At 46.4% G+C, this 15,528-nt stretch carries 13 protein-coding genes and 2 tRNA genes; 1 reads left to right on the forward strand and 14 read right to left on the reverse strand.

Annotated elements, in window-relative coordinates; all coding sequences use genetic code 11:
- Positions 1-9 precede the first annotated feature (9 nt).
- The 7 genes from C9991_RS07505 to sppA form a co-directional block, all read right to left on the reverse strand.
- Complete coding sequence (locus C9991_RS07505) at positions 10-1,905, reverse strand: hypothetical protein (protein WP_157949399.1); 1,896 nt, start codon at positions 1,903-1,905, stop codon at positions 10-12.
- Between the two features lie 526 nt (positions 1,906-2,431).
- Positions 2,432-2,511, reverse strand: a tRNA-OTHER gene (locus C9991_RS07510).
- Between the two features lie 55 nt (positions 2,512-2,566).
- A tRNA-Phe gene (locus C9991_RS07515) sits at positions 2,567-2,639 on the reverse strand.
- 189 nt (positions 2,640-2,828) lie between these two features.
- The gene (thiL, locus tag C9991_RS07520) at positions 2,829-3,902 is read right to left on the reverse strand and encodes a thiamine-phosphate kinase (RefSeq protein ID WP_106811965.1); all 1,074 of its coding nucleotides are present in this window, start codon (positions 3,900-3,902) and stop codon (positions 2,829-2,831) included.
- A gap of 11 nt (positions 3,903-3,913) precedes the next feature.
- Entirely contained in the window at positions 3,914-4,723 is an 810-nt protein-coding gene (locus tag C9991_RS07525; RefSeq protein WP_106811966.1) for a purine-nucleoside phosphorylase, read from the reverse strand.
- Entirely contained in the window at positions 4,662-5,786 is a 1,125-nt protein-coding gene (gene lpxK / locus C9991_RS07530) for a tetraacyldisaccharide 4'-kinase (protein WP_106811967.1), read from the reverse strand. Before lpxK ends, C9991_RS07525 begins: the two co-directional genes overlap by 62 nt.
- Before the next feature lie 62 nt (positions 5,787-5,848).
- The gene (gene sppA, locus C9991_RS07535; protein WP_106811968.1) at positions 5,849-7,624 is read right to left on the reverse strand and encodes a signal peptide peptidase SppA; all 1,776 of its coding nucleotides are present in this window, start codon (positions 7,622-7,624) and stop codon (positions 5,849-5,851) included.
- A 145-nt stretch (positions 7,625-7,769) separates the two neighbouring features.
- Here sppA and C9991_RS07540 point away from each other — a divergent pair, with 145 nt between their 5' ends.
- Entirely contained in the window at positions 7,770-9,149 is a 1,380-nt protein-coding gene (locus C9991_RS07540; RefSeq protein WP_106811969.1) for a threonine/serine exporter family protein, read from the forward strand.
- Positions 9,150-9,231: 82 nt separating this feature from the next.
- Here the strand turns inward: C9991_RS07540 and C9991_RS07545 are convergent, their stop codons facing one another.
- From C9991_RS07545 to C9991_RS07575, 7 genes are all read right to left on the reverse strand, one after another.
- The gene (locus C9991_RS07545) at positions 9,232-9,888 is read right to left on the reverse strand and encodes a Crp/Fnr family transcriptional regulator (protein WP_106811970.1); all 657 of its coding nucleotides are present in this window, start codon (positions 9,886-9,888) and stop codon (positions 9,232-9,234) included.
- 2 nt (positions 9,889-9,890) lie between these two features.
- The gene (locus C9991_RS07550) at positions 9,891-10,904 is read right to left on the reverse strand and encodes an FAD:protein FMN transferase (RefSeq protein WP_106811971.1); all 1,014 of its coding nucleotides are present in this window, start codon (positions 10,902-10,904) and stop codon (positions 9,891-9,893) included.
- A 60-nt stretch (positions 10,905-10,964) separates the two neighbouring features.
- On the reverse strand, positions 10,965-11,684 hold the full coding sequence (locus C9991_RS07555; protein WP_106811972.1) for a DUF6048 family protein: 720 nt from the start codon (positions 11,682-11,684) through the stop codon (positions 10,965-10,967).
- Positions 11,635-12,141: a DUF6452 family protein gene (locus C9991_RS07560; protein WP_232823281.1), complete on the reverse strand. Its 507-nt coding sequence runs from the start codon at positions 12,139-12,141 to the stop codon at positions 11,635-11,637. Before C9991_RS07560 ends, C9991_RS07555 begins: the two co-directional genes overlap by 50 nt.
- A gap of 12 nt (positions 12,142-12,153) precedes the next feature.
- Positions 12,154-13,140, reverse strand: coding sequence for a glycosyltransferase family 2 protein (locus C9991_RS07565; RefSeq protein ID WP_106811974.1), 987 nt, complete (start codon positions 13,138-13,140; stop codon positions 12,154-12,156).
- A 13-nt stretch (positions 13,141-13,153) separates the two neighbouring features.
- Positions 13,154-13,693 carry a DUF4199 domain-containing protein gene (locus C9991_RS07570; RefSeq protein ID WP_106811975.1) on the reverse strand — a complete coding sequence of 180 codons (540 nt, stop codon included), beginning with the start codon at positions 13,691-13,693 and terminating at the stop codon, positions 13,154-13,156.
- A 164-nt stretch (positions 13,694-13,857) separates the two neighbouring features.
- Entirely contained in the window at positions 13,858-15,426 is a 1,569-nt protein-coding gene (locus tag C9991_RS07575) for an endonuclease (protein ID WP_157949400.1), read from the reverse strand.
- Between the last annotated feature and the right edge of the window lie 102 nt (positions 15,427-15,528).

Below are 15,528 nucleotides of genomic sequence, written 5' to 3' on the forward strand. Positions count from 1 at the left end.
GAATGTTCGTTACTTTACAATAATCTTTGATGTACGTCCGTTGGCAGTCTTAACGATGTTCAGACCTTGCTGCAAAGAGTTTAGGCGGCGGCCCGAGAGATCGTATATTGCAACAGGCGTGCTGTCCTCATCGGCATCCAAACCTTTTATGCCAGTAGCCTCGCCCATACGCAATGTCTTGGCTGCGTTAACCACAGTGCCGTCGTTATAGTCGATAAGCACAGCTACAACACGCAGGTTGTCGGCATTCTGCACAATATTCTCGCCCGATGTATTTTTAACCTTTGCAAGCTTGAAAGTAGCAGGCAACTCGTACACTTTGTCTTCCTCAATAGTCTCAGGCATATATTGGTTTTCGCCCGTAAGACGTGTTGTGGCAATAGCCACATCGTCGAAAACCAGACCACTAATATTGCCATCGGCCTTGATAAACTGCTCAAACTCAGGTTCAGAGAAGTCGGTACCGTTCTTGCCCTTAGCATAATAGTTCTTCTGAGTCCAACCATCGGCGGTTCCTTTAAGTCCGTCGGCCACAAGAACAAATTCCACACCATAGCGTGCATTGTTTATTTCGAGTGGGAAGTTGACGTAAGCCTTAGCCTCTACAGCAGTTTTGTCGGCGTTAAGCTCAGCCTTAACATCGATGTTAGCCTCGGCAAGTAGACCGCTTACTGCCTTCCATGCCTTGTCTATACCCAATTGGTTTGACGAGGCATCAAATCCTCCATAGGCATCCACCTGATAAGTGCGGTCGAGCCAAGCCGACGGGAAACCGGTGATATTGCTGGGATAATCCGATCCGGGCATCACTTCCATAGGGTCGGGTTTCTTCTCCGACTCTGAGTTGTGATAGGATAGGGCAATGAAATCGTCGGGATAGAGTCGGTTCATGGCAGCAAGTCCCACGTATCCACGTGGACAATATCCACACCATGTGCCAGTATACTCCTCAAGCAGGGCACGGTGCTTAGGCAGTTTGTCGAATATGCACACCTGTTGTGTCAGTTGGTTATCGGCATCCTCATTTGTGTTGTCGTTCACCTTAGTAATCTTAAGTTGCACGGGATAATAGTCTTTCTTGTCGACAACGGGCAGTTCTATCTCGAATGATGTCTGCACGCCATACACCGAAGACAGCTCATCGCTGAAAGTCTCTTGTCCAGTGTATGTGTTGCCATTGTATTCGTAGGTATAGTCAATCGACTTCACTCCAGTGGCACCGTGGTTTTCAACATAGAAAGTCAAAGGGTTAGTGATGCCGGTAGCTCCGAAATAGGATGTAGAGCCGGCGAGTACCGAGGCCGCATACTTAGGTGCTCCGTCGAGCAGAACCTGCATGGTAGAGCTGCACTGGTCGCTAACGTCGGTCCAACTACGGTAGCTACGTGATGTATGAAGGAATAGACCGCCATCGTGCAACTCTGTTGTTATGCGCACAGGGCGCTTGTTGGAGTTGTCCATCTCGTCCATCTTGAACGAGTATCCCACATACACGCCCTCGTCGGTTATGGTGTAAGGCTTAGCCAATGGCACTTCCACCCATCCTTGCGCTATGTCTACGTCCTGCGACATGATATCAGGCTTGTTAATCTTCTTGCCGTCCACCACTTCGAGCTTAAGTTCTTTCGACAGCCATACCTTAAGTCCAGAAAGATTCTTCATGGTGTCGATAGGCACACGCACGGCAGCAATGGTCATACCAACAAAATGCTTGTCGTTGATACGTATAGCCACATCGTAGTCTTGCTTGAGTGGAGTGCCTATGTTGCCACGGTTTCCGGTGATACCGAAGCCACGGTCGAGCGAGTAGATAAGGCGTTCGTTGGAATCGGCAAACGCATTGGCTACAAAACCGAACAGCAATACTGCCATGAGTATTGCCCCAAATCTGTTATTCTTTCTCATGTGTAATGGTTTTATTATTTCTGTCACGTAATGGTTGATTATTAATATAGATTACTATCTGGCGGACAAAGGTAGTAAATAATTACAAAATGACAAAAATAATAAGGAATAAATTACATATTTTTATCGTAGCGGAGGTCTCCGGCCTCCGCAGTAATCAATGATACAAACTCTATTATTAAGTATGTGTTCATATTTATCTTTATATATGAGCGGCAATCAGTAGGAGGGTATGGCATCCCTGCCATACCCACTCTGCCATGATTGTACAGCCAATTTAGTNGTATGGCATCCCTGCCATACCCACTCTGCCATGATTGTACAGCCAATTTAGTGGGTATGGCAAGGATGCCATACCCTCCTACTATATGTAAAGATTATTCTGAACTGTTACTTAGTAATGATGATTTGTGTTCGACTTGGTGCTGCGGAGGCCGGAGACCTCCGCTACTTTTCTATCAACTGAGTCATGGCGGTATTAATACAAAAAAGGAGTCACTCTTGTATAAGTAACTCCTTTTTCTTGTGGTGCCACCAGGAATCGAACCGGGGACACAAGGCCAATTTATAAATAATGTCAGTCCTTTGCTCTACGAACTGAGCTATGTCGGTAAAATACAAAAAAAAGAGTCACTCTTGTATGAGTAACTCCTTTTTCTTGTGGTGCCACCAGGAATCGAACCGGGGACACAAGGATTTTCAGTCCTTTGCTCTACCAACTGAGCTATGGCACCAACATTGTATCGCTTAATTGCGGGTGCAAAGGTACGAATAATATTTTGTACTGCCAAATATTTCCGAAAGTTTTTTGCAAAAAACGTCAATTATACGCCCATTTATGTATGGCTCGTATAATTGACGTCAATATCTGTACTTGTAAACAACGTATAGATAAGTCTGGATAATTGGAGACAATGCTGATATTACTTATCTGCCAATGGGTTCCAACCTTGAGCCTTAAGCTCAAACTCCTGGTTGTCGCGTGTAACCAACATCTGTCCCAGTTCAGGACGAGTGATATGACCGATAAGCTTAACGCCATCCATCTGTTCAATCTTCTCGTGATCGCCGATAGGTACAGTAAATAGCAGCTCATAATCCTCGCCACCGTTAAGAGCACATGTTGTTACATTCATGTTAAGCTCCTCGGCCATAACAGCCGTCTGGTAGTCGATAGGAATATTCTTTTCGTATACGCGGCAACCGCAATTAGACTCTTTGCATATATGCATCAGTTCGCTTGACAGGCCGTCGCTGATATCCATCATAGCAGTAGGATGGATGTTGAGTTCGCGGAATCGTGCAATAATATCACCACGAGCTTCAGCCTGCAACTGTCGCTGCAATAGATATTCCTTACCGGCAAAGTCGGGTTGGAAGTCCTTTAACGACTCCAATGCACGCTTGTCATTCTTCTTGCGAGCCTCGTCCACCTGCTGATAATAAACACTCTTTTCGCGTTCGAGAAGCTGTAAGCCCATATAGGCAGCACCAAGATCGCCAGTGACACATATAAGGTCGGTATCCTTGGCACCATTGCGATATACAATGTCCTCCTTACGTGCTTCGCCAATACATGTAATGCTTATGGCAAGACCAGTGTAAGAAGAAGTGGTGTCGCCACCAACAATATCTACGCCCCACTTGTCGCATGCAAGGCGCAAACCGCTATAGAACTGCTTAAGATCTTCCACCTTAAAGCGCTTGCTAAGTGCAAGACTAACGGTAAGTTGGCGTGGTGTGCCGTTCATGGCAAAGATGTCGCTAATGTTTACCATAGCCGACTTATAGCCAAGATGCTGCATATCGATGTATGTAAGGTCGAAGTGAACGCCCTCCATAAGCATGTCGGTAGTAACCAGCACCTCAGAGTCGGGGTAGTGTAGCACGGCACAATCGTCGCCTACACCCTTGATAGTCGACTCGTTCTTGATTTTGATATTGTCGGTGAGATGGCGTATAAGGCCAAACTCACCGAGTTTAGATATGTCTGTCATACATTATTATATTAAGCACGGCGAATCATCTCGCGCATAATCTCGGTCATCAGAGGTTGTGCATTGTTGGCTGCAACCTGAACCTCCTCGTGCGAAACCTCAACAGGATTGTCTTCCAAGCCAAGGTCGGTGATGATAGAGATACCGAATGTGCGTATGCCGCAGTGGTGAGCCACGATAACCTCTGGCACGGTACTCATGCCAACAGCATCGCCACCCAAGCGGTGGTACATCTTATATTCTGCAGGAGTCTCGAAGGTAGGACCTTGCACACCTACGTATACACCATGAACAACACGAATACCCTTTTCCTTGGCAATCTCGTTAGCCTGGTTGATAAGCGCGTGATCGTATGTCTCGTGCATATCGGGGAAACGTGGACCGGTAGGGAAATTCTTGCCGCGCAAAGGATGCTCTGGGAAGAAGTTGATATGGTCTTTAATAATCATGAGGTCGCCAATCTTGAACTCAGGGTTCATACCACCCGATGCGTTGCTAACGAATAGAGTCTTGATGCCCAGTTCGTACATTACGCGGATAGGGAAGGTAACTTCCTTCATAGAATAACCCTCATAGTAATGGAAACGGCCCTGCATAGCCATGATATCCTTACCGCCGAGCTTGCCGAAGATAAGCTTGCCAGAGTGGCCCTCTACTGTAGATACAGGGAAGTTGGGGATGTCTGTGTATGCAAATTCATAGCAGTCGGTGATTTCAGTGGCAAGCTGACCGAGGCCAGTACCGAGAATGATAGCAGTTTCAGGATTTGTTGTCATCCTTTCTTTTAACCAGGATGCTGTTTCTTGAATTTTTTCGTACATAGCTTGTTATTTTATTATTAAATTCTTCTTCGCCTTCCAACATAAACTTAATTCGTATCGGCAAGGCGTAAATACTGTTTTTGGCTTCTTGCGAGAGACCCTCTACATTGGTCAGACGGGTAGAGTCTTTTTCTGTTGTTATGATAATCTTAGGAGCCTTCATCGCTGCAAATGTGGAATTAACACGTTCTATATCGTCGGCAGTAAACTGATGATGGTCGCCAAACGTTAGTGGTGTGATGTTGCTCGACACTGGTTGGAGGTCCATAATCATTTGCTGTGGCGAGGCAATGCCCGTCAACAGCAGAATGTTAATGCCTTTAGGCAAGTCGTTAACGGCACGTCTGTCGCCTCCGAATACCGGTTTGAGGTTTTCGTATTGCAGCGTGGTGAAGAATAGCTCCTGATATGGATACAGATCCATGGCACGCTTAAGCACTCGAAATTCCATAGGCTTGAGGTCCTTAGGACATTTGGTCACGATAACTATATCAGCTCTCGACTTGCCCTCTTGCGGTTCTCGCATACGTCCGGCAGGCAACAGCTTGTCGTAGATAATGAGTCGGTGGTAGTCGACAAGCAGGATGTTAATGCCCGGTTTAACGTATCTGTGCTGGTAGGCATCGTCCAGCAAAATGACGTCAACATCCTTTGTGGCATCGTCGGATGTAAGTCGGTGTATGCCGTTGCGCCGGTTCTTGTCTACGGCAACATAAATGTCGTTGAACTTATGGCGCATCTGATAAGGCTCGTCGCCAATAAGGCGCATAGGTGTATCGGCATTGGCAAGCTGATATCCGTGGCTTTTGCGCTTGTAGCCACGCGATAGAACACCCACTTTAAGTTTATTGTGCAGCAGGTTGACAAGATATTCCACATGTGGAGTTTTGCCCGAGCCACCCACCGTAATATTCCCCACAGCAATAATAGGAATGTCGTAGCTTTGGCTTTTAAGCACACCGATGTCGAACATCCAGTTGCGCAGGCGCACCCCGATGCCGTAGAGCCAGCTGAGTGGCAGCAGCCACTCGTTGATTTTTATAAAATCACCTTCAGTTCTCATCTTTATATTACGTTTAATATTTAGCTGAACTTTCGCAAGTTCAGAATTATGCAAACCTTGAGTTACTTTACATTCAGTATGTATGGCAATCGTGCCTGTACAGCCTGATGCTTGTCTATATTGCGTAGCAGACTAATAGGCTCGTAAAGGTCGCCAAGTGTAGCGCGCAACTGATCGTCGAGATAGTTGCCACCCGACATAGATCTAAAGAGCTGGTCGGTCCATGATGCAGGGGCAGGATACTCGGCTGTATAGTACTCCTTAATCTTGGCAAGTTGAGCAGCCTTCTTAATGGCATCGTCAAGACCGCCAAGCTGGTCGACAAGTTTAATCTTAAGAGCGTCGTTGCCAACCCATACACGACCTTGAGCAATCTTTTCTACACTCTCCACCGGCAAATGACGTCCATCAGCCACACGCTTGCGGAAGAGGGCATAGCCACGGTTGACATAAGCCTGCAACATAGCTGTCTCGTCGGCATTGAATGGACGAGCCATGATGTTGCCAAAGTTGGAATTGCGGTTGGTCTTAACCTCGTCGAATTTGACACCAAGCTTTTGTGTAACAAGACCACTAAGGTCTGGAATCATGGCAAATATGCCAATGCTGCCTGTAAGAGTATTGGGTTGTGCCACAATCCAAGAAGCAGGAGCCGAGAGATAGTAGGCACCCGATGCTGCATAATCGCCCATAGACACCACTACCGGCTTTTTGGCCTTGAGCATACTTACGTAATGCCATATCTGCTCAGAAGCATAAGCGTCGCCACCACCAGAGTTGACACGTATTACAACAGCCTTAACATCGTCGTCGTTCATAAGACTCTCAAGGTCCTTGCACACGGTAGACGAGGCAATAGAATGGTTTGCACCCATGGCTATAGACTGTACCTCGTTCTGCACAACATCGCCAAAAGCATAGTAAACAGCAATCTGGTCGCCGTCCACATCCTCGTCTTTGGTGTTGAGCATATCGCTAACACTGATTTGAGGAATCATATCATCGTCGTCGAGCTTAAGCATCTTCTTGACAGTGTCCTTAACTTTGTCGGCGTACATCATGCCGTCTACCATCTTGCGCTTTACAAGCGACTCGGTAGGCGAGAATAGCATAAACTCGTCGGCATATGCATTGAGCGAGTCGACGCTTATACCACGGCTCTTGGAAACAGCCTGGCAGATATTGCTCCAAGCACCATCTATGTAGAGCTTGGTTTGCAGGCGGTTGGCATCGCTCATATGGTCTTCGGTATAGTTTTCGGTAGCACTCTTGAATGTGCCAACCTTAACCACCTGGTATTTAACGCCAAACTTAGCCATTACGTCCTTATAGTACATAGGTTGTGCTCCCAGACCGTGCCAGTCGAGCATACCCTTAGGGTTGATGTATACCTTGTTTGCAACAGATGCAAGATAGTAGGCACCCTGCGAGTAAGTATCGCCATAAGCTACAATCCACTTGCCACTCTTGCGGAAGTCTTCAAGCGTATTTCGTATCTCCTGCAATGTAGCCATGCCAGCGCTCAAGGCACCAGCCTCCATGTATATACCCTTTACATTCTTGTTGGTCTTAGCCTTCTTGATAGAGGCAATGATGTCGTTCATGCCAACAGTAGGGGTGTAGTTGCCTGTAAGCTTGCCAAAGATATCGTCCTGTCCTTGCTCGCTTATCGAGCCAGAAAGATTGAGCACAAGCACCGACCCATCCTCAACGGTTTGTGTAGCCTGTCCCGAAGCTATCATGCCAACAATACTCATCATACCGAATATGCCGGCAACAATCAGAAAAATAATGATGCCGACAACGGTAGCGGCAACGTACTTGAAGAATTCTTTCATACAAAGTGTGTTTTAGTTGTATGCAAAGATACAATAAATTATTGATATTATTCTATATGTCGCAAAAAAGCAGTACCTTTGCACACGTTTTAAAGGATAATATATCTATTTTTTATTCAATCAAATTACAATTAATAGAGAAAGTATGGATCAGATCCAAAAAATCGAGTACGAAAAGTTATTGAGAAGAAAACTTGACTTGCTATTGAAGACTGGACAACTCCTTGTAGAGAGTGCCGCCGACACAAACCGCATTATTAGCAACATGAATCGTGTGGCAGCCTTCCTCGGTTTGCCCGAAGAGCATCTGCACGTGTATGTACAGTTCAATATGCTGATGGTAAATCTTAGTGACGGCGAACACTCGTTTACCAAGTTTCAGCGTTGCACCAAGCATGGTATCGACATGACACGTATCTCGCTCATCTCAAAGCTTTCGTGGAAAGCCATTACCGAAGACTATAGCATAGAGCAGTATGCCGAGGAACTTGAGAGTATAGCCACACGCAAGCGCAACTATACCCCGTTGCAGGTAGCTATAGGTACTGGTTTTGCCTGTGGTGGATTCTGTATTCAGTTCGGTTGCGACTGGACAGCTTTCTTCTATGCATCGTTTGCCGCAGCCGTTGGTATGTATCTTCGCGGCTGGTTGTTGCGCAAAGGCTTCAACAACTATATGGGCATAGCTGTAGCCGCCTTCGTATCTACATTGCTTGCCTTCCTCACAATGTGGTTGCCTTCTTCGTGGACCAGCACTCCATTGCATCCGCTGTTGGCATGTGCACTGTTTATTGTGCCGGGTGTGCCATTGATAAACTTTGTTGACGATATGCTTGACAACTATATACAGGTGGGACTAACGCGAGCCATTAACACATTCCTTATGATTGTGGCAATGTCGTTCGGTATAGCCTTCTTCTTGAAGATATCGCATTTTGACCTGACACAGTTCTACACCATACCAATGATTCCGCACAACAACTACCTGTCGTATGCTGCTGCAGCTGCCATCTCGGCTATGGGCTTCTCGATGATATTCAACATACAGCGTAGACTGTTGTGGGTGGTAGCTATAGGTGGTATTATTGCAGTATGTACACGTAACTTTGTGAACCTTGGTCCGTCGAACAACAACATAGGTCTGGATATGGGTCTTGCAATAGGTTCGCTTGCGGGCAGTGCGCTTATCTCGCTTATTTGCGTAAAGGCAGTACACAAGTTCCATGTACCTCACCATGTACTCTCTATTCCAAGTGTCATTCCTATGGTACCAGGTGTGTTGATGTATCGCGCGCTTGTGGCATTGATAGAGATGAATGGTGTTGTAGGCGAGCTAACAAATGCCGTTAAGTTTGGCATGGCTTCGGCTATCACCATTATGTGTATCTCGCTTGGTGTGGCAATACCTAACGTGTTTGCACGTCAGTGGATTGCTCCTACACGTCGCAAGCGTCTGGCTAAGGCTATTGCAGACCGCAAGGCTCGTGGCAAGTTTGTTGACTTGTCGGAGTTTGATGAAAAGTAAAAATAACATTAACGCTCATTACTTGACACTGCTTTGGTTGGGTAATGAGCGTTAATTCTTTTATTAGTATAGCTTAGGAGCGTTATAGTTTTTCCATATTCGTTATTGTAATGATACCACGGCTAAACACCAGGAGTCCGCGTTCTTGCAGCCTGTTTAGCTCCTTTGACACAGCCAATCGTCCTAAGCCAGTTTCTTGAGCCAGCCGTGTCATCTTAATCCTTATTGTTTTTTTGCCAACAGGCGATGAGCATCTGCTCTTCAGGAATCGTATAATGCGCCCCTCGTCGTTATCGGGAGAAGGTTGCCATAAAGGGCGTGTTGCTTTTTGGGATAGAGTGGATATGATGTTTAGCAGATTGATGCGAAGGATAACAAACTCGTCGGTAAGGCGTAGAATGTCGTTCTTGTCAATCTCCATAATGTCGCATTCGGAGCTGGCAATGAAGTTGTGAGTGTAGCGTTGGTTTAGTCCAAAGAGGCGTTCGGGCTGTAGGATATAAGGCGCCGCGATAGTTTCCTCGACCGAGAAACCGTGGTCGTCGGAATAGGTAATGACACGTGCCGTGCCGGATAAAAGAAAAGCCATGCTTCTGCATGGCTCCCCCTCATTGCGTATAGTCTTGTCTGATGCAAACTTATAGAACGAGAACTTGGTTTGTCCTATAATTTGTGTCAGGTCGCTGTTGGTTAAGCCTTGAAACAAAGGCGTGGCAGCGAGCTTGTTGTAAAAATTCATACTTATTTCAGTATTTTGTCCTTCATACTTGGCGAGTACCACACCTGCATATTGCCTTTGTGGTCGGCATATATTAGGTATGCCATAAGCTCGGGATGTTCTTTGAGCACCTTCTTAGCCCCATCCAGTCCCATAACCATAAACGATGTGGCATAAGCGTCGGCCTCAGCGCAATGCTTGGCAAGTACAGTGGCAGACAAGATATTATGCTGAACGGGATAGCCAGTTTTAGGGTCGATGGTATGGGCATACTTTTTACCATTCTTATAGTAGAAGTTGCGGTAGTTGCCACTTGTAGCCATAGCCATATTCTTGACGTTGAGTACGGTTTGTAACTCCTTGTCAACGGCAAGCGAGTCGTCGGTAGGCTTTGTAACACCAATCTTCCAAGGCAGGCGTTTCTCGGATATGCCGTGAGTAACCACCTCGCCACCAATCTCAACCATATAGTTCTCTATGCCATGTCGTTGGAGCAAGCGAGCTACCACATCGCAACCATATCCTTTAGCAATGGCAGAACAGTCGAGCATAACACGAGGGTCGGTCTTGGTAATACGATTGTTGTGTAGCGATACCTTTTTATATCCCACAATAGAGCGCAATGAGTCGATGGTCATCTTTGATGGCGGATTGCCGGTTTTGAACCCAAAGCCCCAAGTATTGACAAGCGGAGCAACGGTAATATCAAACGAACCGTTGGTGTTGTCGGCAATCTGCTCGGCAAGATTGAACACGGCGTTGAACATATCGTTGGTTTCGACATTCTCGCCACGGTTGACGCGCGAGATAATAGACTTGTCGTTGAACATGGACAAGGCATTGTCTACCTTATCAAGTTCGGCAAGGATGTCGTTGTTAAGAGATGAGTCGTTCTGATAGGTGATGTGATAGAAAGTGCCGAATATCTGACCCTCGTCGTGCTGATAGGGAGTGCTACGTTGTTGGCGTACTATGAACACGGTTCCCACTATAAGGAAGATGAGGAAGGGCAACTGCCAGTAGAGTTTCTTTTTCATATATATAATAAGGAGTTAAATGGGGTGTTAGATATGGAGTAATTGCTATTTACGGATGGTTTACAGTTCGAATATAACGTTAAACGTACCGCCAAATCTTGAGTTGCCTTGTTTGCCAAATCCTGGTATGTACCAAGAATTGCCCACAGTGCCGTTGTCGCTGAATAGACGTCTGCGATAGCGCACGCTCCATCCAAGGCGGAAAGGTCCGGCAATCTTGGCATCTACACCGAATACAGCTTCTAACCAATGACAATTAGCTTCGACATCGTGAGCCTCAAAGCGCACGTCGTCGCCCCATACAGGATCCTTTATGCCTTCGCCAATTACGTCGAACTTATAATAAGTAAGAGCATAACGTGCACCAGCGTAGATGCGATAGTCGTCGTGCTTGTTCTTGGCAATATTAATGTCCAAGCCAATACGTCCATATGGTGCCGACGTTTTGTAAGCCAGATGGGTAGAGGGATCGTTGGCATCGGCAGAGCCATAACCAAGTTCAATGACAGGGAAGTATTTGTCGCGCAGATTGATACGCAGGGCAGCCTCGAACTGTCCATAGTCGCTTAAAGCCCTTTCGGCAGCACCAACAAGGTCGGCTGATACAGCAATACCACGGAAGAAGGCAATGGTATCCTTCTCGGCAACGGCAGTCTGTGTCTTAGGCTTGTTAGGAGTCTTGGGTTTGTTCTGTGCCGCAACGTGTGTGGCAGGCAAGAGCAAGAAAAGACTAATTGTCGCGATTCTTGAGATAAATGAGGAAATGCGCTTTGGCGTCATTGTATGTTACCTTATTATTATTTACTTGAATGTCGTCTATGGCATGCTGTGTAAAACGCACGCCGTTAATGGTGTGGAACATCACAGGGTTGCAGTCAACCGATTCAAAATGAGGCAAGTTCTCCTTGCTAACCCACAGAGTGTCGATAGTCTTAAGCTGTGTGTCCTTTTGTACCAGCGTAAAGTAGTAGATATCTTCGGTACGCTGATAGCTCATAGGCAGCGACAGGCTGTCGGTTTGGGTAAGACGGTTAATCAGCACCGTGTCTTCCTCGGCATTGTCTATAGTGCGTGGGGTAGAGACAGTAAGTGTATCAGTAAGCGTACTGACATCACCTGCAAGTCGGAATGAGGCGTATACACGGTTGTTGAGCGGACAGTCGATAGACGAACATGCCGACAAACCAAGTACCGCAACCATTGCCACAACCAATGTTTTTGCTTTATGTGTAATCACAGGCGTAATGATTTAGTTGTGGGCAAGATTATTTTCGCACTTCAGAGTCTTCTCAATTTGGTAGTCGTTGCGGTTTTGAGACGAGCGACTAACAAGGTCGCCAATGAATCCGGCGAGGAAGAACTGTGTGCCAATCATCATCATTGTAAGCGAGATGTAGAAATAGGGCGAGTCGGTAACAAGGCGCTGTGGTATGCCTTGTGACAAGCACCAGAGCTTGTCGACACCCAAAGCGAAAGCCGAAACAAAGCCAATGAAGAACATCAGTGTGCCAAGGAAACCAAACACGTGCATAGGTTTCTTGCCAAAGCTTGAGAGAAACCACAATGTGATGAGGTCGAGATAGCCGTTGAAGAAACGGTTCCAGCCCATGAACTTAGACGAACCATACTTGCGAGCCTGATGATGAACAGGCTTCTCGCCAATCTTGTCGAAGCCGGCATTCTTGGCAAGGTAGGGTATGTATCGGTGCATCTCGCCGTACACCTCGATATTCTTAACCACATCGCGGCGATATGACTTTAAGCCGCAGTTGAAGTCGTGCAGGTTGTGAATGCCACTAACCTTGCGTGCTGTGGCATTGAAGAGCTTTGTAGGAATTGTCTTAGATAGTGGGTCGCCCTGCTTGCGGTTCTGCTTGTAGCCACTAACGAGGTCGTAGCCATCGTCAACAATCATGTGATATAGAGCGGGTATCTCGTCGGGAGAGTCCTGAAGGTCGGCGTCCATAGTTATCACAACATCGCCTTGAGCCTCCTTGAAGCCGCAGTAGAGAGCAGGACTCTTGCCGTAGTTGCGGCGGAACTTGATGCCCTTGACACATGGCGACTTCTTAGACAGCTCCTCGATAACATCCCAAGAATGGTCGGTAGAACCGTCGTTAACGAAAATCACTTCGAAAGAGAAGTTGTTTTTCTTCATAACACGCTCAATCCAAGCGTAGAGTTCGGGCAACGATTCTTCCTCGTTGTATAATGGTACGATGACTGTTATATCCATATTATCGAATAGTTTAAAAGTTCTGATTGTTCTGTTTTTTCAGTCGTCTTGCGCAGATAGCAGCTATGGGCAGGCTAATGATAAAGCCAACAATAATGTTCTGCATCATAAAGATGAACGACCATTGTATAGGGGTGAGCATTGTCATCTGTGAGATAGTTTGCGTAACGTCGGCTTTTGACAGTCCGTTTTGCTCGTACATAGGCATAAGTAGGTTCATGCTGTCGGTGAGAGTCTGTGCAAACGAACCATGGTCAAGAAAGCGGAAGTAAGCAAACTGGGCAAGTGCGAACACAAGTGAGGCATAAAAGAAGATGTAGATGCCATAGGCAAAGGCACGTCTGAAGGAGATGATGCCGTTGAGAGCTTGGTCGCGAAACTTAGAGAGGCGCCATGCCACAATAAATGGAGTGGTGAGCGCAAGCAAATTGCCCAATGCTCCTGCCGGAATCATAACGACACACGCAAAGCTTGCTATCCAAAGCAATGAGAGTATGAGCGCGTCTTGGCGGGCAAATGCCTTGAGCTGAATGAAATTCTCAATTCTAATCATTAAATAATGTATAAGTTTTATAAAACGAATGCAAACTTACAACTTTTTTCTGGTATACGTATAGGTATGGTGTAATTATTAGGTTTTTTCAACGATTAAGGAGGCACGGCATGATGCCGCACCTCCTTAATAATGCTTTTATAACTTCTTAATAAACCATTGTATTACTTCTTGATCAGCTTGAATGTCATGCCATTCTGCTTGACAATGACAACACCCTTGGCGCTGTTGATATTGCTGATGCTGCGGCCAGACAGATCGTAGGCGGTGTAGGGTTTGTTGATGTCGAGAGAAGAGTTGAGGCTTGGATTGCTGATGCAGCCGATACCAGTAGGTGTAGAACTCTTCTTGCCCTTGACGGCAATGTCGCGTATTTCCCATGTTCCGGCAATAGACGTGTTGCTGGTGTAATGGAAGGCAAGCTGTATCTTCTTGCCAGCGTACTGGCTGAGGTCGATATTGCCAGAGTTGATAAATACCCAATCGCCACCTGCAGGCCAGTTGATGTTGTTGATTTTTGTAGTAGCGCCATCGCAACGTACCTCAACACAGAGACGTGTCTTAGGAGACTTGTCGTAGTTTACGGCATGGTTGAAGTTAAGCTCTATTGACTCGAAGTCTGTGAGGTCGAACACTGGAAGTAGGAGAGATCCGTCTGCGGCAAACTTGGTAGGATACTTGTTTGTGCCTTCCTTAACGGCGCCTGTAGCCATCCATCCGTATGCCTTGCTGCGGTTCCATAGATTGACGCCATCTTTAGGGTTGGTTGTAACGTCGAAAGTGCAGTCGCCGTCAGTGGCCTTAAAGTTGGCGGTATATATAATCTCCTCGCTTACACCAGGATTAGGATTGTCGGGATTGTCGGGGTTAACAGGGTTGCCGCCACCGCCAATGTACTTCTCGGATGTTATAGTCTTTGCAGGGTCGAAGGCATAGTTGATGCTGTCGCCCCAAACATATTCCATAAGGTTGGGGAAATCGACAAATGGGTTGCGGTTGCCTTGTATCTTGTATACATCATTGTTGCGCTTAACCTCAAGTGGGGTAACAGGGTCTTGCTTGGCCCATTTGATGTATAGCTCGTAGGCCCATCGCTTAAGGGTGGGGTAGTCGCCTTTTTCCAATATTTGGGCAGCTTGTGTTCCTGTCCATGAAAGGTTCTGGTATGTTGTAGCCATATACATATAGCCACGTGCAAAGTCGCCCTTCCATTCGTTAGAAGGTTCCCAGTACCATTGACCGTCTGTTCCCTTACCTACCTTAGTACATCCATTACCCTTGTCGCCGTCGACAACTACGCCCATAGGGTAGTTGCTCTTTGTGCTGTTTATTTTCGACTCACATGGCATAAGGTTATACAGGTCCATGTAGGCTTGTATCTTTGCTCCGCCCCACCAGCTTTTAGGAAACGAGTGCTCGATATTCATGCCGGTACCAACAGCACCTTGAGTAGTGCTCATCACCCATTTGCTTTCAGGCGAGTAGCGGTCGATAAATCTGCCGTCAGATGTACGGTCGGTAATCCAGAAGCCATACCATGTGCAGCCATTGCCAGAACCATAATCAAGCACTTCGGCTTTCTTGATGATGTCGTGTACAGCGTTCTTCAGCTCAGCACCCTTCTTTCCTTTCAGGCTATCGTAATAGCCCTCGGGGATTTGTGCCGATGCAGTTGACGTTGCGATTGCTGCAAACATGCATGCCGCAATCTTCTTGATATTGTTCAAGTTCATATACATTAATATTATAGTTATGTTGTTAATTGGCTGCAAAGATAGTGTATTTATGTAGATAATATGTTATGTTGATGTTAAAATATCAATAAACTACATTAA

The organism is Prevotella merdae (assembly GCF_900290275.1).
Taxonomy (GTDB): Bacteria; Bacteroidota; Bacteroidia; order Bacteroidales; family Bacteroidaceae; genus Prevotella; species Prevotella merdae.

Excerpts from the sequence above, each read along its gene's own strand:
- C9991_RS07525 (WP_106811966.1), bottom strand. The coding sequence starts at position 4,723 with ATGTACGAAAAAATTCAAGAAACAGCATCCTGGTTAAAAGAAAGGATG.
- thiL (WP_106811965.1), bottom strand. The coding sequence starts at position 3,902 with ATGACAGACATATCTAAACTCGGTGAGTTTGGCCTTATACGCCATCTC.
- C9991_RS07540 (WP_106811969.1), top strand. The coding sequence starts at position 7,770 with ATGGATCAGATCCAAAAAATCGAGTACGAAAAGTTATTGAGAAGAAAA.
- C9991_RS07505 (WP_157949399.1), bottom strand. The coding sequence starts at position 1,905 with ATGAGAAAGAATAACAGATTTGGGGCAATACTCATGGCAGTATTGCTG.
- sppA (WP_106811968.1), bottom strand. The coding sequence starts at position 7,624 with ATGAAAGAATTCTTCAAGTACGTTGCCGCTACCGTTGTCGGCATCATT.
- C9991_RS07565 (WP_106811974.1), bottom strand. The coding sequence starts at position 13,140 with ATGGATATAACAGTCATCGTACCATTATACAACGAGGAAGAATCGTTG.
- lpxK (WP_106811967.1), bottom strand. The coding sequence starts at position 5,786 with ATGAGAACTGAAGGTGATTTTATAAAAATCAACGAGTGGCTGCTGCCA.
- C9991_RS07575 (WP_157949400.1), bottom strand. The coding sequence starts at position 15,426 with ATGAACTTGAACAATATCAAGAAGATTGCGGCATGCATGTTTGCAGCA.
- C9991_RS07545 (WP_106811970.1), bottom strand. The coding sequence starts at position 9,888 with ATGAATTTTTACAACAAGCTCGCTGCCACGCCTTTGTTTCAAGGCTTA.
- C9991_RS07570 (WP_106811975.1), bottom strand. The coding sequence starts at position 13,693 with ATGATTAGAATTGAGAATTTCATTCAGCTCAAGGCATTTGCCCGCCAA.
- C9991_RS07555 (WP_106811972.1), bottom strand. The coding sequence starts at position 11,684 with ATGACGCCAAAGCGCATTTCCTCATTTATCTCAAGAATCGCGACAATT.
- C9991_RS07550 (WP_106811971.1), bottom strand. The coding sequence starts at position 10,904 with ATGAAAAAGAAACTCTACTGGCAGTTGCCCTTCCTCATCTTCCTTATA.